Origin of the sequence: Catenuloplanes niger, assembly GCF_031458255.1 — a bacterium.
In the GTDB taxonomy this organism is placed as follows: Bacteria; Actinomycetota; Actinomycetes; order Mycobacteriales; family Micromonosporaceae; genus Catenuloplanes; species Catenuloplanes niger.
The window spans coordinates 6209943-6231557 of the sequence record NZ_JAVDYC010000001.1 but is presented as its reverse complement, the minus strand read 5'-3'; the positions used below and the strand labels follow the sequence as shown (position 1 = coordinate 6231557).

23 protein-coding genes are annotated in these 21615 nt (G+C 72.8%); 12 read left to right on the top strand and 11 right to left on the bottom strand.

Annotated features, from left to right (window positions below):
• Together J2S44_RS27690 and J2S44_RS27685 are read right to left on the bottom strand one after the other, a co-directional pair.
• The gene (locus J2S44_RS27690; RefSeq protein WP_310419886.1) at positions 1 to 2889 is read right to left on the bottom strand and encodes a hypothetical protein; all 2889 of its coding nucleotides are present in this window, start codon (positions 2887 to 2889) and stop codon (positions 1 to 3) included.
• 199 nt (positions 2890 to 3088) lie between these two features.
• A complete protein-coding gene (locus J2S44_RS27685) occupies positions 3089 to 4132 on the bottom strand; it encodes a LacI family DNA-binding transcriptional regulator (RefSeq protein ID WP_310419885.1) in 1044 nt (347 codons plus the stop codon).
• 183 nt (positions 4133 to 4315) lie between these two features.
• On the opposite strand from J2S44_RS27685, the gene J2S44_RS27680 reads away from it, so the two are divergent.
• From J2S44_RS27680 to rhaI, 6 genes are read left to right on the top strand one after another with little or no spacing between them, the layout of a single operon-like run.
• Entirely contained in the window at positions 4316 to 5839 is a 1524-nt protein-coding gene (locus J2S44_RS27680) for a sugar ABC transporter ATP-binding protein (RefSeq protein WP_310419884.1), read from the top strand.
• Positions 5836 to 6852 carry an ABC transporter permease gene (locus tag J2S44_RS27675; RefSeq protein ID WP_310419882.1) on the top strand — a complete coding sequence of 339 codons (1017 nt, stop codon included), beginning with the start codon at positions 5836 to 5838 and terminating at the stop codon, positions 6850 to 6852. The genes J2S44_RS27680 and J2S44_RS27675 overlap by 4 nt, the downstream gene beginning before the upstream one ends.
• Positions 6845 to 7840 carry an ABC transporter permease gene (locus J2S44_RS27670; RefSeq protein WP_310419879.1) on the top strand — a complete coding sequence of 332 codons (996 nt, stop codon included), beginning with the start codon at positions 6845 to 6847 and terminating at the stop codon, positions 7838 to 7840. The genes J2S44_RS27675 and J2S44_RS27670 overlap by 8 nt, the downstream gene beginning before the upstream one ends.
• 37 nt (positions 7841 to 7877) lie before the next feature.
• The gene (gene rhaS / locus J2S44_RS27665; RefSeq protein WP_310419877.1) at positions 7878 to 8948 is read left to right on the top strand and encodes a rhamnose ABC transporter substrate-binding protein; all 1071 of its coding nucleotides are present in this window, start codon (positions 7878 to 7880) and stop codon (positions 8946 to 8948) included.
• A gap of 17 nt (positions 8949 to 8965) precedes the next feature.
• Positions 8966 to 9313, top strand: a complete 348-nt coding sequence (locus J2S44_RS27660) for an L-rhamnose mutarotase (protein WP_310419875.1) — start codon at positions 8966 to 8968, stop codon at positions 9311 to 9313.
• A 5-nt stretch (positions 9314 to 9318) separates the two neighbouring features.
• Entirely contained in the window at positions 9319 to 10485 is a 1167-nt protein-coding gene (rhaI, locus tag J2S44_RS27655) for an L-rhamnose isomerase (protein WP_310419873.1), read from the top strand.
• A gap of 47 nt (positions 10486 to 10532) precedes the next feature.
• Here the strand turns inward: rhaI and J2S44_RS27650 are convergent, their stop codons facing one another.
• The 4 genes from J2S44_RS27650 to J2S44_RS27635 are packed head-to-tail and all read right to left on the bottom strand — an operon-like array spanning position 10533 to position 12670.
• Positions 10533 to 11057 carry a GNAT family N-acetyltransferase gene (locus J2S44_RS27650; protein WP_310419871.1) on the bottom strand — a complete coding sequence of 175 codons (525 nt, stop codon included), beginning with the start codon at positions 11055 to 11057 and terminating at the stop codon, positions 10533 to 10535.
• Positions 11058 to 11059: 2 nt separating this feature from the next.
• The gene (locus J2S44_RS27645; protein WP_310419869.1) at positions 11060 to 11650 is read right to left on the bottom strand and encodes a hypothetical protein; all 591 of its coding nucleotides are present in this window, start codon (positions 11648 to 11650) and stop codon (positions 11060 to 11062) included.
• A gap of 25 nt (positions 11651 to 11675) precedes the next feature.
• On the bottom strand, positions 11676 to 12239 hold the full coding sequence (locus J2S44_RS27640) for a hypothetical protein (protein WP_310419868.1): 564 nt from the start codon (positions 12237 to 12239) through the stop codon (positions 11676 to 11678).
• Positions 12236 to 12670, bottom strand: coding sequence for a hypothetical protein (locus tag J2S44_RS27635; protein WP_310419865.1), 435 nt, complete (start codon positions 12668 to 12670; stop codon positions 12236 to 12238). Before J2S44_RS27635 ends, J2S44_RS27640 begins: the two co-directional genes overlap by 4 nt.
• Positions 12671 to 13053: 383 nt before the next feature.
• Here J2S44_RS27635 and J2S44_RS27630 point away from each other — a divergent pair, with 383 nt between their 5' ends.
• Both J2S44_RS27630 and J2S44_RS27625 read left to right on the top strand, forming a co-directional pair.
• Positions 13054 to 13494, top strand: a complete 441-nt coding sequence (locus J2S44_RS27630) for a YciI family protein (protein WP_310419863.1) — start codon at positions 13054 to 13056, stop codon at positions 13492 to 13494.
• Between the two features lie 7 nt (positions 13495 to 13501).
• Positions 13502 to 14725 (top strand): RNA polymerase sigma factor, encoded by a 1224-nt coding sequence (locus J2S44_RS27625; protein WP_310419861.1) that lies wholly within the window; start codon positions 13502 to 13504, stop codon positions 14723 to 14725.
• 11 nt (positions 14726 to 14736) lie between these two features.
• Here the strand turns inward: J2S44_RS27625 and J2S44_RS27620 are convergent, their stop codons facing one another.
• Entirely contained in the window at positions 14737 to 15060 is a 324-nt protein-coding gene (locus J2S44_RS27620) for a hypothetical protein (protein WP_310419859.1), read from the bottom strand.
• 49 nt (positions 15061 to 15109) lie between these two features.
• Between J2S44_RS27620 and J2S44_RS27615 the strand changes: the two genes are divergently transcribed.
• Both J2S44_RS27615 and J2S44_RS27610 read left to right on the top strand, forming a co-directional pair.
• On the top strand, positions 15110 to 15604 hold the full coding sequence (locus tag J2S44_RS27615; protein ID WP_310419857.1) for a hypothetical protein: 495 nt from the start codon (positions 15110 to 15112) through the stop codon (positions 15602 to 15604).
• A gap of 42 nt (positions 15605 to 15646) precedes the next feature.
• Positions 15647 to 16669 (top strand): Gfo/Idh/MocA family protein, encoded by a 1023-nt coding sequence (locus J2S44_RS27610; protein WP_310419855.1) that lies wholly within the window; start codon positions 15647 to 15649, stop codon positions 16667 to 16669.
• Here J2S44_RS27610 and smpB read toward each other — a convergent pair.
• From smpB to J2S44_RS27595, 3 genes are all read right to left on the bottom strand, one after another.
• On the bottom strand, positions 16635 to 17153 hold the full coding sequence (gene smpB / locus J2S44_RS27605; RefSeq protein WP_310419853.1) for an SsrA-binding protein SmpB: 519 nt from the start codon (positions 17151 to 17153) through the stop codon (positions 16635 to 16637). The genes J2S44_RS27610 and smpB overlap by 35 nt on opposite strands.
• 191 nt (positions 17154 to 17344) lie before the next feature.
• Positions 17345 to 17818 carry a response regulator gene (locus J2S44_RS27600; RefSeq protein WP_310419851.1) on the bottom strand — a complete coding sequence of 158 codons (474 nt, stop codon included), beginning with the start codon at positions 17816 to 17818 and terminating at the stop codon, positions 17345 to 17347.
• A 64-nt stretch (positions 17819 to 17882) separates the two neighbouring features.
• Positions 17883 to 18443, bottom strand: coding sequence for a CGNR zinc finger domain-containing protein (locus J2S44_RS27595; RefSeq protein ID WP_310419849.1), 561 nt, complete (start codon positions 18441 to 18443; stop codon positions 17883 to 17885).
• A gap of 69 nt (positions 18444 to 18512) precedes the next feature.
• Here J2S44_RS27595 and J2S44_RS27590 point away from each other — a divergent pair, with 69 nt between their 5' ends.
• The gene (locus J2S44_RS27590; RefSeq protein ID WP_310419847.1) at positions 18513 to 19559 is read left to right on the top strand and encodes an EamA family transporter; all 1047 of its coding nucleotides are present in this window, start codon (positions 18513 to 18515) and stop codon (positions 19557 to 19559) included.
• Between the two features lie 250 nt (positions 19560 to 19809).
• Here the strand turns inward: J2S44_RS27590 and J2S44_RS27585 are convergent, their stop codons facing one another.
• Positions 19810 to 20679, bottom strand: coding sequence for a UbiA family prenyltransferase (locus J2S44_RS27585; protein WP_310419845.1), 870 nt, complete (start codon positions 20677 to 20679; stop codon positions 19810 to 19812).
• Between the two features lie 114 nt (positions 20680 to 20793).
• Between J2S44_RS27585 and J2S44_RS27580 the strand changes: the two genes are divergently transcribed.
• Complete coding sequence (locus J2S44_RS27580; protein WP_310419843.1) at positions 20794 to 21615, top strand: DUF6807 domain-containing protein; 822 nt, start codon at positions 20794 to 20796, stop codon at positions 21613 to 21615.

Sequence of the window (21615 nt, the reverse complement as noted above, 5' to 3'; positions counted from 1 at the left end):
TCAGGAGAGCGCGGTGACCGTGAGCGTCGCCGTGTAGCTGCCGGGTGGCGTGGTCAGCGGCAGCCGCAGGTCGAGTCCGGCGCCGACGCTCGCCGTGCCGCGCCCGTGCCCGCCCGCCGCGTCGGCCAGCGTGGCCGACTCGGTCAGGCCGAGGCCGCCGCCGATGCCCGGTTCCACCGGCGCTCCGGCCACCGCGCCCGCGCCCGGTGTGATCACCACGGGTGACCAGCCGAGGTAGCGGCCGGAGAGCCCGCCGCTGAAGTCGGAGATCTGTCCGGAGACCGCCCATGCCGGCCCGCCGGCCCGGGTGTCGGTCACCGTGATCGGCGCGATGTCGCCGGTGGCTTGCAGGTACGTGTCCTGGAAGACCGCCTGGCCGAGGTTCACCGCGCGGTCACCGTCGATGCTCCAGATGAACTCGCCCGGCGCGTCCACCACCTCGACGCTGATCGTCTGCGCGCCGTCCGCGGCCGGGGCCGGCCAAACCTGCGTCCACGCGTCCAGCGACCGGTTGGTGAACGTGTCCTGCCAGGTCGAGATGTCCGTGAGCCGCAGGAACGCGCCGACGCCGTACGTCTTCCCGGGGGCCAGCGCACCGGCCGGCACCCGGATGCCCGCGGTGAACGTGCCGCCGGTGGTCGCCATCCAGCCGTGGTAGATCTGGCCGCCGGAGGTGTCCGGCGAGGTGGCGATCCAGTTGCGGTGCCCGGTCCGGCCCGGCTGCCACGACGTGGTGTCGAAGAGCCCCAGGTCCAGCGAGTACGTCTCGGTTGCGCTCGCCCAGTCCGGCACGTGGAAGCCGGCCGCGACGACGGTCAGCCGGGTCTCCGTGGCCGGGTCGATCGGCGCTGACGGGATCACCACGAGCTGCGGCCGCCCGGTGCCGCGGAAGACGCGGAAGCCGAACGTGCCGGAGACCGACCGCGCGCCCTCGACGTTGACCGCGACGATCCGGCCGCGCGCGCCGTTCGCGTCCAGTGGCACCGACGGGATCGTGATCTGCGACGGTGCGGATTCCGCGCCGGCCCACGGCCGCCAGGTGGCGCCCGCGTCGTCGCTGCGTTCCAGCACGATCGAGGACGCGTCGATCGCCGGGTTGCCGGTGACGTCGAAGTCGACGACGGCCCGGTTGCCGGAGATCGCGGCCAGGTCGGCCGGCTGCCGGGTGAACGTGGGTGCGGCGTACGGCGCGGTCTGCAGCCGGAGCGCCGTGGAGACGGCCCGGCCGTCCGCGTTGACGGCGACGATCCGCACGTACACGCCGTTCCAGGCCGAGGTGATCGCCGGGATGGTGAGCGTCTCGCCGGTCTCGCCCGCGATCGCGGTCCACGGCCCGTTGGCCGACGTGGACCGCTCCCACCGGAGGTCCGCGACCCCGTCGATGTCGGCCGTGACCGTGAGGTCGCGTCCCTCGACGTAGGGCGCGGCCGCGCCGGCGGCCGGGTTGGCCAGGATGACCGGCACGTCCTTCACGTCCGGCGCGGAGTCGAACCGTACCGTCAGGTCGAACGGGGGTTTGTCGGTGTCGGCCGGCAGGCCGCTGGTGTGCCAGTAGCTGGACAGCTGCGTCTCGTACTGGAAGTCCACGAAGGACTCGGGCCAGGCGCCCCAGTCCGGCTGGGCGGCCTTGACCGCGGCCGGGATCGCCGAGGCCGTCGACCGCACGCCGTCGGCCAGCGGGAAGTAGTCGACGCCGGAGAAGCGCGGCGAGATCTGCACGCCGTCCGTGGCCAGCAGCACCCGGTCGAACGTGGCGACCGTGACCGTGCGCGGCGGGACCGGCTCCTTCGTGCCCGGGTCGGTGCGGCTGGCCGCCATGCCACCGGCGGTCGCGGTGAGCGTGCCGGTGCCGTCCTCCGCGACCGTCAGCACCGGGTCGCGCAGGTACCAGGTGACCATGCCGGAGTACGCGTTCGCGGTGAACGCGCCGGTCCACCGGATCGTGGCCGCACCGGTCACCGCGTTGGCCGTACCGGCGCCGCCGGTGAAGAGGACGCGCTGGTTGAGCTGGGATCCGGTGCTCGGGATGCACTTGGTCGCGTCCGAGACGCCCTGCGCGCTGCCGTCCGGCATGCGGTGGACGATCCGGACGTCGCCCTGCCGGCCCGCGAACGTCTCCTGCGTACCGGCGGAGAAGTAGTTGCAGCCGGTGTTGGCCGGGTTGCCGCCCTGGTAGATCTCGTTGACGCCCCATTCCAGGCTGGCCCGGGCGACCGGGTCGAGGCTGCCGCCGCCGCTGACCACGTCGAGCGTGGCCTCGGCCGAGGTGACGGCCGGCCCGTACGCGTTGCCGACCACGACGCGGAACGCCGCGCCGTCGTCGGCCGGTCCGGTCTTGAACGTGTGGTCCGGCCCGGTCGCGCCCGGGATCGTGGTCCAGGCGCTGCCGTCGCGGCGTTGCCACTGGTAGGTGTGCGGCGCGGTCCCGCCGGCCGTGACGGTGAACCGGGCGTTCTGGTAGGCCCGGACCGAGGCGTCGTGCGGCGGTTCGGTGACGACGGCCGCGACCGGCGTCACGGTCAGCCGCGCCTCCGCGGACCGGTGCTGGACGAACGTGGCGTCGAAGACCCGCACCGAGTACGTCGCGCCGTTGTCCGGATAGGACGCGGTGAACGTGTAGGACGCGGTGTTGCCGCCGGGGAGTGCCGTGGTGCCGCGGGCGTCCGTGCGGTACCAGGTGTAGAGCATCGCGCCGGGGAACTCCGCGGTGAACGTGACCGCGCCGCCGTCCGGGACGGTCTGCGGCTGGGGGAGCGTGAATCCGGCCGCGCGTCGCAGCGGCTCGGCCACCGCGGCCGGGTGGGCCGGTTCCGGTGGGGACGTGGATGGGGCCGGGGTGGCCGCACTGAGGAGCACGGCCACGGTCGCGAACGCGATTAAAGATCGCACAGTGAGGTCCGCTCGTCGTGGGGAGTCGTCGCGGAACCGCCCGCCGGCGCCACCGGGCGGGATTCCGCGACGAGATCCTAAGCGGCTTCTAGTTAGGTAAGGCTAACCTATGACGAAGGCAACAGCGCCGTGACCGATCCAGGTGCGCGGTCGTCGCCGGACCGAGCCGGCCGGCGCCTCGCGCACGGGCGGAAACGCGTCAGGAACGGTTCGCGGTGGACGCGCGGGCGACCAGCTCGGGGATGAAGGTGGCCTGGTCGTGCCGGTGCAACGGATTCGTCGCCTCGTCCAGCAGCAGCTTCGCGGCCGTGCGGCCCAACTCCTGGCGCGGCTGGCGCACCGAGGTCAGCGGCACCGCGGCCGCGGCGGCGAACTCGATGTCGTCGAAGCCGACGATCGCCAGATCCTCCGGCACCCGCGCGCCCGCGCCCACGGCCTGCTGCAGCAGGCCCAGCGCCAGCAGATCGTTCGCGCAGAACGCGGCCGTGGGCCGGCGCCGGGCCGCGATGCCGGCGAGCCGCTCACCGGCGGACCGCCCCTCGCTGACCGTGACCGCATCGGTGGGCAGGTAGACCAGGTCGCCGGGGTCGCGGCCGAACTCGGCCCAGATCTGCCGGGCGCCCTCCAGCCGCTCGCGCACCTGGCCGATCGAGTCGGGACCGCCGACGAACGCGACCCGGTCGTGGCCCTGCTCGATCAGGTGCTCGACCGCGATGCGCCCGCCGAGCACGTCGTCGACGCCGACCGAGCAGAAGCCGCCGGAGTCGCGGTGCCGGTCGACGATCACCACCGGGATGCCGCGGCGGGATATCTCGTCCAGGTACGGCGCGTCCGCGTTGACCGGCGTGATCAGGATGCCCTGCACGCGCTGCTGGAGCAGGCGGTCGAGGTGCGCCTCCTCGCGCTCGGCACGGCCGTTGCTGTTGCAGATGAACAGCGACAGGTCCGCGTCCTCCGCGGCCAGCTCGATGCCCTGGGCCACGTCGTTGAAGAACGGGTTGGTGGCGTCCAGCATCACGTAGGCGAGCGTGCGGCTGGTCCCGGCGCGCAGCTGACGGGCCGACTCGTTGCGCACGAAGCCCAGCTCGGCCATGGCCCGCTCGACCCGCTCCCGGGTGGCCGGGCTGACCCGCTCCGGCCGGTTGAGCACGTTGGAGACGGTGCCGAGGGAGACGTCCGCGGCGGCCGCCACGTCCTTGACCGAGGGCGTGCGGGAACCCGGCCGGGCACGTTGCTGGCTCACCAAGGCGCACTCCTGACGGCTTTGAAACGTTGTATCGACAGCCTACGGTACGCACATTCGTGCGAAGCCCGTGTTTCCTAACGATTTCCTGCGCAGCCTTGACACGTGTGACCGGCGCCACCTAGCGTCACCCTGCACGGCTTGAAATGTTTCAAATACATCGACAAGACGCGGAGGTGGCCCGTGACGACAGATCGAAGCACGTCGTCAGGCCAGGCGTTACTTGAGGTCCTGGACGTCAGCAAGTCCTTCGGCGCGGTGGCCGCCGTGCGGGGCGTCTCCTTCCCGCTGCACGCCGGCGAGGCGCACGCGCTGGTCGGGGAGAACGGCGCCGGCAAGTCCACGATCGTCAAGATGCTGGCCGGCGTGCACCGGCCGGACACCGGCACGATCCGGGTGCGCGGCGACGACGTCTCGTGGGGCTCGCCGGCCGACGCGAAGGCGGCCGGCATCGCCGTCATCTACCAGGAGCCCACGCTCTTCCCGGACCTCTCGGTCGCGGAGAACATCGCGATGGGCAACGCGCCGCTGACCCGGCTGCGGCAGATCGACCGGAAGTCCATGCGGGCCACGGCCCAGCAGTTGTTCGCCCGGCTCGGCGTGCGGATCGACCCGGACCGGCCGGCCCGCGGCCTCTCCATCGCGGACCAGCAGATCGTCGAGATCGCGAAGGCGCTCTCCGTGCACGCCAAGGTCCTGATCATGGACGAGCCGACCGCGGCGCTCTCCGGCGTGGAGGTCGAGCGGCTCTTCTCCGTGGTCCGGTCGCTGCGCGACGAGGGCGCCGCGATCATGTTCATCTCGCACCGGTTCGAGGAGATCACCGCGCTCTGCCAGCGCGTCACGATCATGCGGGACGGCCGGCACGTCTGCACCGAGCGGGTCGAGGACCTGACGGTCGACGACATGATCCGCCGGATGGTCGGCCGTGACCTCTCCACGCTCTTCCCCAAGCAGGACGTGACCGCCGGCGACGTGGTGCTGACCGTCGACGGGCTCACCCGCGCGGGCGTCTTCCGCGACATCAGCTTCGAGGTGCGGGCCGGCGAGATCGTGGCGCTGGCCGGCCTGGTCGGCTCCGGCCGCTCCGAGGTGATGCAGGCGGTGTTCGGCGTCGACCCGTACGACAGCGGCACCGTCACGTTCCTCGGCGGGCGGCTCAAGCCGGGCAACCCGCGCGCCGCGATGACCGCGGGCATGGCGCTGGTCCCGGAGGACCGCCGCCAGCAGGGCCTGGTGATGGACCTGTCGATCGAGCGGAACGTGACGCTCCCCCGCTCCGGCGCGCTCGCCCGGCTCGGCCTGCTGTTCGGCGGCGCGGAACGGCGCGCGGCGACCGAGTGGACGCGACGGCTGCAGACCAGGTTCGGCCGGCTCTCCGACCTGGTCGGCACGCTGTCCGGCGGCAACCAGCAGAAGGTGGTGCTGGCCAAGTGGCTGGCCACCGAGCCGAAGCTGCTGATCGTGGACGAGCCGACCCGCGGCATCGACGTCGGCACCAAGGCCGAGGTGCACCGGCTGATGTCGCAGCTGGCCGCGGACGGCATGGCGGTCGTGATGGTCTCGTCCGAGCTGCCCGAGGTGCTCGGCATGGCCGACCGGGTGCTGGTGCTGCGCGAGGGCCACCTGGTCGCGGAGCTCTCCCGCGCCGAGGCCACCGAGGAGTCCGTGATGTACGCCGCGATGGGACAGCAGGTGACCGCGTGACGTCCGCGACCGTGGAGAAGACGGCGGCCCCGAGGTTCGCCAATCCGTTCAAGCAGCGCGAGATGGGCATCGTGCTCGCGCTGGTGGTGCTGGTCGGCTTCACCGCGATCAACCAGTCCCGCTTCCTGTCCGCGCAGAGCGTCACGGACATCCTGCTCAACACCGCGATCCTGGCCGTGCTCGCGTCCGGCATGGCGGTCGTGGTGATCACCCGGCACATCGACCTGAGCGTCGGCTCGGTCCTGGGGCTGAGCGCGTTCACGGTCGCCACCGTCATGCAGCAGAACCAGGGGCTGCCGATGGTTGCCGCGCTCGGGCTGGGCCTGGCGATCGGTGCGGTGGCCGGCGTGCTCAACGGCGCGCTGGTGCACTTCGGCAACGTGCCGGCGCTGGTGGTCACGCTCGGCACCATGTACGCCTACCGCGGCCTCACCTACTCCTGGGCGGGCGGCCAGCAGGTCACGGCGGACGAGGTGCCCCGGCACTTCCTGCACTTCGCGAACAGCGCGCTCCTCGGCGTACCGTGGCTGGTCCTGATCGCCCTGGTGGTGATCGCCGGGGTCGGCCTGATGATGCGCAACTACCGGATCGGCCGCGAGCTCTACGCGATGGGCTCCAGCCCGCAGGCGGCCGGGCTGGCCGGCATCCGGATCGCGCGCAACACGCTGGTCGCGTTCGTGATCAGCGGTGCGCTGGCCGGGCTCGGCGGCGTGCTCTACGCGTCCCGGTTCGGCACCGTCGACGCCTCCTCCGGCAACGGCTACGAGTTGCAGGTGGTCGCGGCCGTGGTGGTCGGCGGCGTGGCGGTGTTCGGCGGCAGCGGCACGATCTGGGGCGCGGGCCTCGGCGCGCTGTTGCTCACCGTGATCGGCAGTGCGCTCGCGGTGCTGGACATCAACCAGTTCTGGCAGCAGGCCATCGTCGGCGCGCTGATCGTGCTGGCCATCGGCGCGGACCGGCTGGTCGCGGTCCGCATCGCCCGGACGCTTCGGAAGAGGGACTCGCATGTCTGAGCTGAGGGGCCGGCTGGCCAGCTGGGACAGCATGATCATTGTGGTCACGGCGGTGGTCGTGGTCGCCGCGAGCATCGGCGTGGAGAACTTCGGCACCAGCACGAACTTCACGTTCCTGGTCCTGGACCTGCTGCCGATCGCGCTGATCGCACTGCCGATGACGATGATCGTGATCACCGGCGAGATCGACCTGAGCGTGGCCAGCACGCTCGGCCTGACCAGCGCGATCATGGGCGACCTGTGGAACCGCGGGCTGACCATCGAGACGATCATCCCGCTCTGCGTGCTGGTCGGCGCGCTGCTCGGCGCCGTCAACGGCGTACTGATCAACCGGCTCGGCCTGCCGTCGCTGGCCGTCACGATCGGCACGCTCGCGCTCTACCGCGGGCTCGCGCTGGTGGTGCTCGGCGACGCCGCGGTGGCGGACTTCCCGTGGGCGTTCACCGGCTGGGTGACCGGCACGATCGGCGGCGGCCCGGTCCCGAACGTGCTGCTCGTCCTGGTCGTGCTCGCGGTCGCGTTCGGGGTGGTGCTGCACGCCACGCCGGTCGGCCGCGCGCTGTTCGCGATCGGCGCGAACGACCAGGCCGCCCGCTTCTCCGGGATCGACGTCGCCCGGACCAAGTTCTGGCTGTACGTGGTGAGCGGCGCGATCGCCGGACTGGCCGGGGTGCTGTGGACGCTGCGCTACTCCAGCGCCCGGGCGGACAACGGCGCCGGGCTGGAACTGGCGGTGGTGGCCGCGGTGCTGCTCGGCGGCGTCTCGATCTTCGGCGGCAGGGGCAGCCTGTGGGGCGTGCTCTCCGGCGTGCTGCTGCTGGCCGTGCTGCAGAACGCGCTGCGCCTGCAGGACGTCTCCGGCCAGGCACTGAACATCGTGACCGGCGTGCTGCTGATCGCGTCGGTCCTGCTCCCCAACATCATCACCGGCGTTCGTGACTCCGTGCACCGGCGGCGCCGCCGAACCGTACCGCTGAAGAGCTCCTGACCTTCGCATCATCCGTGGCAACAGAGGAAGGGCACCCATGAGGATCCACACCACGCGCGCGCTGGCCGTGGCCACCGCGTCGCTGCTGACGCTGGGCATCGCCGCGTGCGGCGGCACCAGCAAGGGCGACGACAACGGCGCGGCCGGCCCGGCGTCCACCGCGACCGCCGACCCGAACGCCGCGATCAAGGAGGGCCTGAAGATCGCCTTCCTGCCGAAGCAGCTGAACAACCCGTACTCGGACGTGCTGGCCGGTGGCGGCGAGGTCGCGGTCGGCGAACTGAAGGGCGAGTACAAACTGGTCGGCCCGAACGACGCGGCCGCGTCCAGCCAGGTCAGCTACATCAACACGCTGATCCAGCAGCAGCAGGACGTGATCGGCATCGCGGCGAACGACCCGAACGCGGTCTGCCCGTCGCTGCAGCAGGCCCGCCAGGCCGGCATCAAGATCGTCTCGTTCGACTCGGACGCGTCGAAGGACTGCCGCGACGTCTTCATCAACCAGGCCACCACGCAGGGCATCGGCGAGAGCCTGGCCAAGATGGCGAACGAGCTGGCCGGCGGCGAGGGCGAGATCGCGATCCTGTCCGCGACGCCGAACGCGACCAACCAGAACGCCTGGATCAAGGTCGTCGAGGAGGAGCTGAAGAAGCCGGAGTACAGCAAGCTGAAGCTGGTCAAGACCGTCTACGGCAACGACGAGGACCAGAAGTCGTTCCAGGAGGCGCAGGGCCTGCTGCAGTCGTACCCGAACCTGAAGGTGATCGTCTCGCCGACCACGGTGGGCATCGCGGCGGCCGCGCGGTACGTCTCCTCCTCCAACTACAAGGGCAAGGTCGCGATCACCGGCCTGGGCCTGCCGAACCAGATGCGGGAGTACGTCAAGGACGGCACCGTCGCCAAGTTCGCGCTCTGGGTCCCGTCCGACATCGGCTACCTGGCCGCGTACGCCGGTGCCGCGCTCGCGTCCGGCCGGATCACCGGCGCGGAGGGCGAGAAGTTCACCGCCGGCAAGCTCGGCGAGTACACCATCGCCAAGGACGGTGAGATCGTGCTCGGCCCGCCGACCGAGTTCACCGCGCAGAACATCGACCAGTTCGACTTCTGACCGATCAGGGGGTAGTTGTGCCACGGTACTGCTTCGAACTGCACGTCAAGCCGGATCGCATCGACGAGTACGTGGCGCGGCACCGGGCCGTCTGGCCGGACATGCTGGCCGCGCTGCGGGACACCGGCTGGCGCAACTACTCCCTGTTCCTGCGCCCGGACGGGCTCCTCATCGGATACGTCGAGGCCGACGACCTGGCCGCGGCGCAGGCCGCGATGGCACGGACCGAGGTCAACGCGCGCTGGCAGTCGGAGATGTCGGAGTTCTTCACCGGCATCGACGGCCGGCCGCCGGACGAGGGGTTCGTGCTGCTGACCGAGGTGTTCAACCTGGACGACCAGCTGGCGTCCATCACGGAGAAGTGAGTGACATGGCTGACCTGAACGCGGTGAAGCAGGCGCTTCGCGCACAGCAGATCGAGACCCCGTCCTGGGCGTTCGGCAACTCCGGCACCCGGTTCAAGGTGTTCGCGCAGGCCGGAGTGCCGCGCACGCCGGAGGAGAAGATCGCGGACGCCGCCACCGTGCACCGGTTCACCGGCGTGGCGCCGAGCGTGGCGCTGCACATCCCGTGGGACCGGGTCGCGGACTACGCGAAGCTGTCCGCCTTCGCCGCGGAGCACGGGATCCGGCTGGGCGCGATCAACACGAACGTGTTCCAGGACGACGACTACAAGCTCGGCTCCGTCACCAACCCGGACCCGGCGGTGCGGCGCAAGGCCACCGACCACCTGCTCGAGGCCGTGGACATCATGGACCAGACCGGGTCGCGCGACCTGAAGTTGTGGTTCTCCGACGGGCTCAACTACCCGGGCCAGGACGACCTGCGGACGCGTCAGGACCGGCTGGCGGCGGCGCTCCGGGAGGCGTACGACCGGCTCGGCGACGACCAGCGGATCCTGCTGGAGTACAAGCTGTTCGAGCCCGCGTTCTACGCCACCGACGTGCCGGACTGGGGCACGTCGTACGCGCACTGCGTGGAGCTGGGCCCGAAGGCGACGGTCTGCATCGACACCGGCCACCACGCGCCCGGCACGAACATCGAGTTCATCGTGTCGTTCCTGCTCCGGCAGGGGAAGCTCGGCGCGTTCGACTTCAACAGCCGGTTCTACGCGGACGACGACCTGATGGCCGGCGCGGCCGACCCGTTCCAGCTGTTCCGGATCATGTACGAGATCGTCCGGGCCGACGCGCTGTCGCCGTCCTACGGGATCAACTTCATGCTCGACCAGTGCCACAACATCGAGGCGAAGATCCCGGCGATCATCCGGTCCGTGATGAACATCCAGGAGGCGACCGCGAAGGCGCTGCTGGTGGACCGGGACGCGCTCTTCGCCGCGCAGGCCGCCGGTGACGTGCTGGAGGCGAACTCGGTGCTGATGGACGCGTACAACACGGACGTCCGGCCGCTGCTCCGCGACGTCCGTGTGGACGCCGGCCTGGACCCGGACCCGATCGCGGCGTACAAGCGCAGCGGCTACCAGGAGAGGATCGTCGCCGACCGGGTCGGTGGCGAGCAGGCCGGCTGGGGCGCCTGACCACCCATGATCCGGGCGCCGTCCCGCGTGCCGGAACGGCGCTCGGATCAGGAGATCGCGGCGTAGAGCGCCACGTCCTCGTTGCGGTCGGCGAAGCGCATCGCCCGCCGCAGGACGCCCTCGAACTCGTAGCCGCAGCGTTCCGCGACCGCCCGGGCCCGCGCGTTCGCCACCATCGTGCGGATCTCCACCCGCCGCATGCCGTACGTGCCGAACGCCGCCTCGGTCAGCGCCGCCACCGCGCGGGTGACCAGGCCCTTCCCCTCGGCGGCCGCGTCCAGCCAGTAGCCGACGTCCGCGATCAGCGTCTGCGGGTCCCGCCGCATGCCGCAGGCGCCGACCGGCCGGCCCGCGTGCTCGATCATCAGGTACAGCTCGCGCCCCTCGGCGAACCGGTCCAGGCCACCGCGAATGTACGACCGGGTGCTCTCCACGGTCGGCCGGTACGCCGCCCACGGCTGCCAGAGCGCCAGCCGCGCCTGGTTGCGCGCCATCAGCTCGGTGATCGGCGCGGCATGCCGCTCCTCGGCCAGCGTCAGCCGCAACCCGTCGCCCAGGTCCAGCGAGAACATCCCTATCCGGCCTTCTTGCAGGTGGTCAGGTAGGTCGTCGGCCAGTCCGCGGACGCCAGGTCCACCGCGGAGTCGATCTCGCTGCGGGTGCCGTCCGCGGTCTCGACCAGCACGCGGGTGGACGGGGGCACCGGCGCGCCGGCCGCGCAGTCGAACAGGATCGTCACGTCCAGCGCGGCCGTGCCACCGGGCTGCAGCCAGCGCGGCTTCTCCACGTCCGTGGTCATCCGGATGCTGCCGGACCGCGCGGACACCGCGTGCACCACGACGTCGGACTGCCCGGTGTTCGACACGATGATCCGGCTGCTGGCCCGGATCGCGTTCTCGGCGGGGGTGGTCTCGAAGAAGTTCGGATCACGCGCGATCAGCAACTGCGGTGCCGCCGCACGGACCTCCTCCGCCGCCTGGGCCGCGGCGATCCGTGGCCGCAGCACACCGGCGTAGTACACGCCACCGCCACCCACGACCACGCCCGCGACGAACACCACGACCAGGAACACCAGCGGGTACGCACCCAGCCTGCGCCGCTGGAACGCCAGCCAGCCGCCGTCGCCGTCGGGGTGCCGCTCCGGGGCGACATCCAGCTCGATCACCGGGCCACCCTACTCCCGCGGGGGGTCAGTTCGCGGGACGGCTCTGGATCGTCTCGCAGGCCCCGTGCCGCATCGCGTGCCACGGCCGCACCGCCGTTATCGGCAGCTCGACCTCGCCGCGGCCGCCGTCCGGCGTGTCCACCAGCGCCCGGCCGGGCAGGCCGCGCAGCGCGTCCTGCACACAGCTGAACGTGATCGTCACGCCCATCGGCGCGGTCGCGCCCGGCGCCACCCGGTGCACCCGCTCGTCGGTCACCGCGATCCGCACACCCGGCCACTCCGCGCTCACCGCGTGCACCACGGCCGGCTCGTCGTCCGCGTTCGTCACGGTCGCGATGCCGCGCAGCCGCGCCTCGTCACCGAGGATCGCCAGCTCGTCGTCGCCGACCGCGACGTGCGCGGTCAGGTCGTGCCCGGCTCCGCTCCCGGTGCCGCGCATCCCCAGGTAGCCCACGCCGCTCGCCACGGCCAGAACAAGAACGAGCCCCAGGACGACCACCGGGCGCGGGTACGCCGAGAGCCGCTCGCGCAGCCCCGGTTCCCGCTCCACCCGGCCGTCGCCGCCGGAGATGACGTCGAGCTCGATCATCCGTCCCACCCTACGCCGTCGTCGCCGAGTCGTCGCCGCAAGAGCTCTGCCAGCGGCATCGACTCGCCGTCCCGGCCGCCCTCGCCCACGATCAGCCGGGGCCGCGACGGGGTGACGGTCACGCCGGTGAGCCGCGCCCACAGCCCGCCCGGCGCGGTCAGCGAGTAGAACTCCGCGTCCGTGCCGACCGCCACCGACCGGTCGGCCCGCAGATACCAGCCGCGCAGCCCGGTCCGCAGCCGCCCGCCGCCGCCACCGAACGGCATTGCGGTCAGCTCCTCCGCCGCGATCCCCCGGGCCGCGGCCGCGTCGACGAACCACCGCATCAGCTCGCGGGCCTCCGCCACCTCGGCCGCCCGCTTCGCCTCGGCCGCGGCGGTATGCGCCTGGATCGCCCGTCTCCGCTGCTCAGCCCACTCCCCATCGACCACCGCCGCAGCCTACGCCCCGCTCCGCCCGGCTCCGGCCGGCCGTTGCGCGCAAGGCCCGGGACGGCCGGGAGGCCGCGGCGGCCGGCGGGTGGGGGTGGTGATCGGGCCGCGCCGTTCGTGGGTGACCGGCGACGGCACCGGCTCCGACGCGGCGGCCGAGCGAAGGCGGAGGCCGCCGCGAGGTTTGCCCGCGGGAGCATGCGGGCCGCACCACGCCGGAAGCGGGAAGAGCTGCCCTTGTCGGCTCTGCGGGCGCGGCCGGGAAAGTTTTTTCGGAGATCTCCCGCGCCGATGTCGAAAAGCGGGCCGCGCCGATCGACGACCCGGTGAGAGCGCATCCGGCCGCTAGGGTCGCCGGAGCGACGAGCGAAGGAGACAGCGACATGCGGGTCATGGTCATGATCAAGGGACGCGGCGCCGACGAGGTCCGGATCGAGCCGACCACCGAGATGCTGGCGGAGATGGGCCGGTACAACGAGGAGCTGGTCAAGGCCGGGATCATGCTCGGCGGCGACGGGCTGAAGCCGAGCTCGGCCGGCGCGAAGGTGGTCTTCGCGGCGAGCGGCGACACCTCCGTGGTGGACGGGCCGTTCACCGAGTCGAAGGAGATCATCGCCGGGTACTGGATCTGGCAGGTCTCGTCGATGGAGGAGGCGATCGAGTGGGCGAAGCGGTGCCCGCACGACGCCTACTACGGCGCCGAGCAGGTGCTGGAGCTGCGGCCGTTCTTCGAGATGGACGACTTCGGCGACGCGATGACGCCCGAGCTGCGGGCGAAGGAAGAGGAGCTGGCCCGCCAGGTCCAGAGCCGGCAGGGTTCCTGATCCGGCCGTGACGGAACCGACCGACGGCGTGCGACGGCGGATCGAGGCGATCTGGCGGATCGAGTCCGCCCGGCTGATCGCCTCGCTCTCCCGGCTGACCCGGGACGTCGGCGCGGCCGAGGAGATCGCGCAGGACGTGTTCGTGGCGGCGCTGGAGCAGTGGCCGGCCGGTGGTGTGCCGCCGAACCCGGGCGCCTGGCTGCACACCACCGGCCGGCACAAGGCGATCGACCGGATCCGGCGGGACCGGATGCGCGACGACCGGCAGCTCGGCGCCGCGCTCGATCCCACCCTGTCCGGGAAGTCGGACGACGACCTGCTCGCGCTGATCTTCACGGCCTGCCATCCGGTGCTGCCGCGGGAATCCCGCACCGCGCTCACGCTGCGCCTGCTCGGCGGCCTGAGCACGGACGAGATCGCCCGCGCGTTCCTGGTGCCGTCGCCCACGATCGGCCAGCGGATCTCCCGGGCGAAGCGCACGCTCACCGAGGCGAAGGTCCCGTTCGAGACGCCCGCCGACCTCGGCGAGCGCCTCCCCGCGGTGCTGGAGGTGGTCTATCTGATCTTCACCGAGGGGTACGCCGCGACCAGCGGCGACGCGTGGATCCGGCGTGACCTGGCGGAGGAGGCGATGCGGCTCGGGCGCATGCTGACCGGCCTGCTGCCCCGCGAACCGGAGCCGTTCGGCCTGGTCGCGCTGATGGAGCTGCAGGCATCCCGGTTCCGGGCGCGGACCGCGCCGGACGGCACGCCGATCCTGCTGCCGGACCAGGACCGGACGCGCTGGGACCGGACGCTGATCCAGCACGGCCTGGCCGCGCTGGACCGGGCGACCGCGCTGCACCGCCCGCTCGGGCCGTACTCGGTGCAGGCCGCGATCGCGGCCGTGCACACCCGGGCGCCCCGCTTCGAGGCGACGGACTGGGAGGCGATCGTGGCGCTCTACGACGCGCTCGGCCAGATCGCGCCGTCCCCGGTGGTGGCGCTCAACCGCGCGGTCGCGGTGCTGCACGCGGACGGCCCGGAGGCGGCGCTGACCGCGATCGACGAGGTCCGGGCCGATCCGCGGATGGCCCGGCACCACCTGGTCGGCGCGGTGCGCGGCGACATCCTGCTGCGGCTGGGGCGGGCCGCGGACGCCGCCGAGGAGCTGGAGCGCGCGGCCGAGCTGGCCCCGAACCAGCGCGAACGCACCCTGCTGCTGGAACGGGCCGCCGCGGCCCTGCCGTGATCGAGGCGGGGCTAGCGGATGAGCAGCACCGCGAGCACCACGGTCGCGATCGCGATCGGCAGCAGGTAGGGGCGCAGCGCGCGGCGGCGTTCGGCCGCGGTGAGCGGCTCCAGCCACTCGTCCGGTTCGAGCACCTCGGGGTAGCCGCCGCGCCACTCCACCCGGCACCCCTCCGGCACGGTGATCGTCACGGTCTCCCGGCGTCGCGACCAGACCAGCCCGTGCACCGCGTAGATCGCCACCCACCAGCCGAGCGTCAGGAACGACAGCGCCAGGTGCAACGCGTGCGCCGGATGCCCGAACTGCCCCACCCGTACCGTGTACGTCTCGATCACGTATGGGTGAACGCTTCGCCGGCCACCGAGGAAACTAGTCTTGGTCGCCATGGACGACGGGGTGGAGCTGGCCGCGGCGCTCGGTGCGCGCCTGGACGGCCTGACCTTCGACGGCCTCGGCGCGGACCGGGTGACCGCGCTGGTCATCGACGAGATCACGGCGTGGGCCGGCGAGCAGGGGTGGCGGGTCTACCGCCGGGCGCCGAGCGTGGTGTCACTGCCGCCGCCGCTGGACCGGCAGAAGTCGGTGCTGGACGTGGCGTGCGCCCGGCCGGATGGCGCGCTACCGGTCGCGATCGAGGTCGACCACACGGATCGCCGCCGTACCGTGGAGAAGCTGCGCGCCGAGGCCGCGGCCGGCCGGGTCGCGCTCTGGGTGCGCTGGTCGCCGGGCCCGATCAAGGACCCGGGGCCGCCGGTCCACCTGGTGCCGCTGACGGTGACCCGGCCGCGTCCGGGCGTGTTCGCGCGCGGTGCCGACCGTCCACCGCCGCCGCACTCCGCCGCGGGTGGTTCCGGCACGCCGCAGGAGTTCCCTCTCTAAGATCAAGATCATCCGACGGTACGGGCAAAAGGGGCGGCATTCATGGCGATTCGCGTTGGGCTGGTCGGTTTCGGGCTCGGCGGTCGGGTGTTCCACGCACCGCTGATCGCCGCGACGCCGGGGCTGGAACTGTCCGCGATCGTGACCGGCAACCCCGAGCGTGCCGCGCAGGCCGCCGCCGCGCATCCGGGCGCCACGATCGTGCCGGACCTCGCCGCGCTGCTCTCCTCCGGCGGCGTCGACCTGGTCGTGGTGGCCTCGCCGAACGCGCAGCACGTGCCGCAGGCCCGGGCCGCGATCGACGCCGGGCTGCCGGTGGTGGTCGACAAGCCGTTCGCGCCCACGGCCGCGGAGGGCCGGGACCTGATCGAGGCGGCCGAGGCCGCGGGCGTCGCGCTGACCGTGTTCCAGAACCGGCGCTGGGACGGCGACCTGCTGACCGTGCGGAAGCTGCTGGACTCCGGCGCGCTCGGCACGGTGCACCGGTTCGAGTCGCGGTTCGAGGTGTGGAAGCCCGCGCTGAAGGAGGGCTCCTGGAAGGAGGAGACCGCGCCCGGCGCCGGCATCCTCTACGACCTCGGCTCGCACGTCATCGACCAGGCGCTGCTGCTCTTCGGCCCGGCCGAGGTGGAGCACGCGGAGCTCGGCGTGGTCCGGTCCGGCTCGGCCGTGCCGGACGACGCGTTCGTGGCGCTGCGGCACCTCACCGGCGTGCGCTCGCACCTGTGGATGAGCCGCCTGGCCGCGCAGCCGGGCCCGCGGTTCCGGGTGCTCGGCTCGGCCGGCGCGTTCGTCAAGCACGGGCTGGACGGGCAGGAGCCGGCGCTCGCGGCCGGCGGCGACCCGGCCGCACCGGGCTGGGGCGCGGAGCCGGCCGAGCGCTGGGGCCTGACCGGTGCGGGCGACGCCACGGAGCCGGTGCCGACCGAGGCCGGCGCGTACCCGCGCTTCTACGCGGGCGTGGCGGCGGCGCTGACCGACGGCACGCGGATGCCGGTCGACCCGGCCGACTCGCTGGCCGGGCTGGAGATCATCGAGGCCGCGGCGCGGATCGCCGATCTTTGAGCTGGCCCTTCAGGTGCCGGCCCAGGTTGCGGGCGATCTCCCGGTTCGCGTCGCGTTCCGCGATCGCCTGCCGCTTGTCGTAGGACCGGCGGCCCTTCGCCAGCGCCAGCTCGACCTTGGCCCAGCCGTTCGCGAAGTAGAGCGACAGCGGCACCAGCGTCAGGCCGCCGCCCTCGCGCAGCTTGGTCAGGATGCGGTCGATCTCGACGCGGTGGAGCAGCAGCTTGCGGGTGCGGCGCGGCGCGTGCCGGGTCCAGTCGCCGAAGCCCCAGTCCGCGATGTGCATGCCGTGCAGCATGATCTCGCCGTTCAGCTCCTGGGCGAAGGCCTCGTTCAGCGAGACGTGCCCGGCGCGCAACGACTTGACCTCGGTGCCGGACAGCACGAGCCCGGCCTCGTAGGTCTTCACGATCGTGTACTCGTGCCGGGCCTTCTTGTTCGACGCGACGAGCGTGCGCCCGTCGCCGTCCTCCCGCTTCGCCATGCGCGCCAGGTTACGCGGCGGCGCTCACCGGCGCGCGGACATATTCCGCCCGCCGGCGGGGCCGGCGGTCACCGGCGCGTGCGCACGTCGCGCGGGGCCGGCGGGCCGGTCACCGGCGTGCGGGCATGTCACGCGGGCCGGCGAGGTCGGTTACCAGCGTGCGGGCATGTTGCGCGGGCCGGCGAGGTCGGTTACCAGCGTGCGGGCATGTTGCGCGGGCCGGCCGGTGCCGCGAAACGGTGCGGGCGGGCGTGGTGCGGCACGTGGCGGCGGATCGGGGCGCGGTGGTCCAGCAGCTCGGCCAGCCGGGCCCGGAACCGGCGCGGCGAGAACGGCTTGACCAGGTAGTCGGTGGCACCGGCCGCGTACCCGGCCTCGATGTCCGCGTCGTCGATCGCGGCCGACACCATGATCACCGGCAGGTCCCGGAACTGCGCCTGCGCGCGCACCAGGCGGCACAGCTCCAGGCCGGTCATGGCCGGCATGCCGACATCCGTGATGATCGCCCGGGGCGTCGCGGTCTCCAGGATGCGCGCGGCGGTGATCCCGTCCGTGGCACAGACCGTGCGCAGCCCCGCGCCCTCGACCGACATGGCGATCAGCTCGCGAACGTCGGGGTCGTCCTCGGCGACGAGGACGAGGTCGGTGGCGGGTGCGTGGGTCATCTGCGCTCCTGTCTCGGCGGGTGCGGGTCCTATGCTGTGCGCGCACCGGAGCAGCGGCGGGCCGTCACGGGTTGCCGTTGAGGTGCTTGCGGGTCCGGTGGGCGATCATGTTCATCCGGTTGCCGCACCGCACGCTGCAGAACCGCTTGGACCCGTTCTTGGACAGGTCGACGAAGACCCCGGTGCAGTCGGTCGCGCCGCAGACCCGCAGCCGGCCCGTCTCGTCCATCCGGATCACGTCGATCAGCGCGAGCGCGGCCTCGACCCGCATGCGCACGGCCAGCGGCGCGTCCGGGTCGGTGGCGTGCAGGTGCCAGTCCAGGTCGTCGTGGCGGGCCAGGTAGGGCAGCGCCCTCCCCTCGCGCAGCATCCGGTTGACCACCTCGACCGCGGCGTCCCGGTCCAGCGTCCACACCTCGCGCAGCAGCTCCCGGGTGCGCCGCACCGCGCGCAGCTCCGGCTCGTCGTAGTCGATCCGCCCGGAGTACGTGTACCGCCCGATCAGCTCGCGCAGCTGCGCGACCGTGGTCAGCTCGTCCGTGCCGGACCGGGTCGCGCCGGCCGCCGTGTTCATCAGCGCGACGATGAAGTCCAGCGCCTCTTCGGTGTCAGGGGCAAAAAGCAATTTGACTCCTCACGGGTACGAGCCTAGCGTCAGGGGCATACGAACGTTAACCCATGACAGGGGTGCATCGTGAAGCAGTCCACCGGTCTGGTTGCCGCGCTCGCGTCGGCCGCGTCCTTCGCCACGTCGGGTGCCTTCGTCAAACCGCTCCTGGAGGCGGGCTGGTCCCCGGCGGCCGCGGTCTCCGCCCGTACCCTCTCCGCGGGTCTGCTGCTCCTGCCGTTCGTGCTGTGGTCGCTGCGCGGGCGCTGGGCCACGCTGTGGGAGGGGCGCTGGCGAGTGCTCGGCATGGGCGCGATCGCGGTGGCGTTCACCCAGTTCGCCTACTTCGCGGCGATCTCCCGCATCCCGGTCTCCACCGCGCTGCTGGTCGAATACCTCGCGCCGCTGCTGCTCGTGCTCTGGGCGTGGGTGAGCACCCGGCGGGCCCCGCACGCGATCGTGCTGCTCGGCTCCGTGCTCGCGATCGGCGGCCTGGTGCTGGTGATCGGCCCCGGCGCGGTGCGCGCCGTCGACCCGGTCGGGCTGACACTGGCGTTCGCCGCGGCCGTCGGCTGCGCGATCTACTTCGTGGTCGGCGCGCGGCCGGCCGCCGGACTGCCCCCGGTCGCGCTGGCCGGCGCCGGACTGCTGCTCGGCGGGTTGACGCTGGCCCTGATCGGCACGGTGGGCCTGCTGCCGTTCACCGCGGACTTCGGCGACGTGACGCTGCTCGGCTCCGCGGTGCCGTGGTTCGTACCGCTGGCCGTGGTGGCGATCTTCGGCACCGCGATCGCGTACGCGACCGGCATCTTCGGCGCGGGGCGGCTGGGATCGCGGCTGGCGTCGTTCATCGGGCTGCTGGAGGTCGTGTTCGCCTCGATCTTCGCGTGGCTGCTGCTCGGCGAGAATCTCACCGCCACACAGCTGGCCGGCGGCGTGCTGATCCTCTTCGGGATCGCGGCCGTGCACGCGGCCCCGCCGCAGGCCGCTCCGGCCGCCGCCGGGGCCGAGGCGGGAGGCGCCGCTCAAGCGGGAGGCGCCGCTCAAGCGGCCGACGGGGTTCCGGTGATCGACGATGCCGGGGCCACCGACGGCACCGCGGCGAGCGGGATGGCTTCGGCGGCACTCAGGTAGGCAACAGCGCCGCTGACGGCGGGAGACGCTCCGGCCGTCGGCGGCATCCGGCCACCAGCGGCATCCGGCGGCCGGCGGCGCTCCGGCGGCCGGCGGCGCTCCGGCGGCCGGCGGCGCTCCGGCGGCACACCATGCGACCGCCCCTGCGGCGTCACGCCGAGCGTCGCTCGCACAGAGCACCGACGGGGCGCAGCGCGCCCGCACCTTCGGCAATCCTGGATCCACATGCGACCGACGGCGGCCGGGCGGCTCAGGTGATCGACAGCGCGAAACCGGCCGACGGGAGCGCGAAGAGCAGCGCGAGCACGGCCAGCCTGGGGATCGACGGCGACCTGGTCAGCCAGGCGTACGCGCCGAGCAGCACCGGGGCGAGCAGCAGCTGGTAGGGCAGCGTCGCGGCGGGGATCAGCACGTCCGCGCTGGCGCAGGCCAGCGACAGGCCGAGCGCGAGCGCCCACAGCGACAGTCCCAGCCGGTAGGCGCCGCCCGCGCCGAACCGGACCGCGATCGTGGAGTACCCGGCGCGCAGGTCGGCGGGCCGGTCCACGACCGTGGTGGGGACGTAGAACGCGGCCGCGAAGAGCAGCCCGAGCAACGCCAGCTGCCACGGGAAGTCCCACGGGTCCCTGCCGACGGACCAGCCGCCGAGCGGCGCGACCACGCCCACGACCAGCGCGTTGACCAGCACGTCCGCGCCGGCCCGGGCCTTGAGCCGCAGCGGCGGCGCGCTGTAGGCCCAGCCGAGCGCCAGCACCCCGGCGACGCCGAGCACGAACAGCGGTCCGATCAGCGCGGCCGTCGCCAGCGCCGCGAGCGCCGCGATGACCGCGTACGCGCGGAGATGACGCGGTGGTACCGCACCCGCACCGGTCTTGCGCGGGTTGAGCCGGTCGGTCGGCAGGTCGTGCAGGTCGTTGTGAGCCAGCACCGCACCCCAGATCAGCGGCCCGAGCACCAGCAGCGTCAGCCCGGCCCGCCACGGGTCGCGCGGCGTCAGCTCCCCGGCGGCCAGCACCAGGCCGAGGTAGGCCGGCACCCACGACACCGGCCAGAACCACGGCCGCGACACCGCCGCGAGAACGACCGCCCGATGTGTACGCACCCGAGACCGCTGCAACATGCGACCGATCCTGGCCGCCGGTCGCTGTGACGATCCTGAGAAGCGTGACGGCACCGATCGACGACCGCTAGGGTGTGGCAAGCGCTTTCCCATCCATTCCCGGAGGTGGCACGCATGCCCGAATCAGCCCGGCTCACCGTCGGCGGCACCGTGGTGGCCCGCCTCCAGGACGGCACCGACGTGGACCCGACACTCGGCCCCCGCCCCTACCTGCACCCGGTGACCACGCTCGCCGGCGTCCCGGTCACCGACGCGTTCCCCGAGGACCACCGCTGGCACCTCGGCGCCTCCGTCGCCATGCAGGACGTGGCCGGCACGAACCTGTGGGGCGGCCGCACGTACGTCCGCGACCGGGGCTACACCTGGCTCGACGACCACGGCCGGATCGTCACCGCCCGCCTGTCCCCCACCGCCGCCGAGGACGCGTTCACCGCCACGCTGCACTGGCTGGACCGCGACGGCACCCTGCTGATCACCGAGGATCGCACGATCTCCGCCCGCCCGGTGTCGGAGCGCGCGTGGGCGCTGGAGGCGTCGTACACGCTGACCGCCCCGCCGGACCGCGACATCCCGCTCGGCAGCCCCGCCACCAACGGCCGCCCGGACGCCGCGGGCTACGGCGGCTTCTTCTGGCGCTGCGCCCCCGGCCCCGCCGACGTCCTCGACGCGACCGGCGCGACCGGTGAGGCCACGGTCAACGGCGGCACCGCCGCCTGGGTCGCGTTCGCCGCCACCGACCACACGCTGGTCTTCTCCGGCCTCGGCGACGGCGACCACTGGTTCGCCCGCACCGGCATCTACCCCGGCGTCTGCGTGGCCCTGGCCTGGGAGAAGCCGCTGATCGTCCCGGCCGGCGGCACCGTCTCCCGGCACCACACCGTCGTCGTCGCCGACGGCCGGCTGACCCCGCCGGAGGCCGCCGCGCTGGCCGGCTGA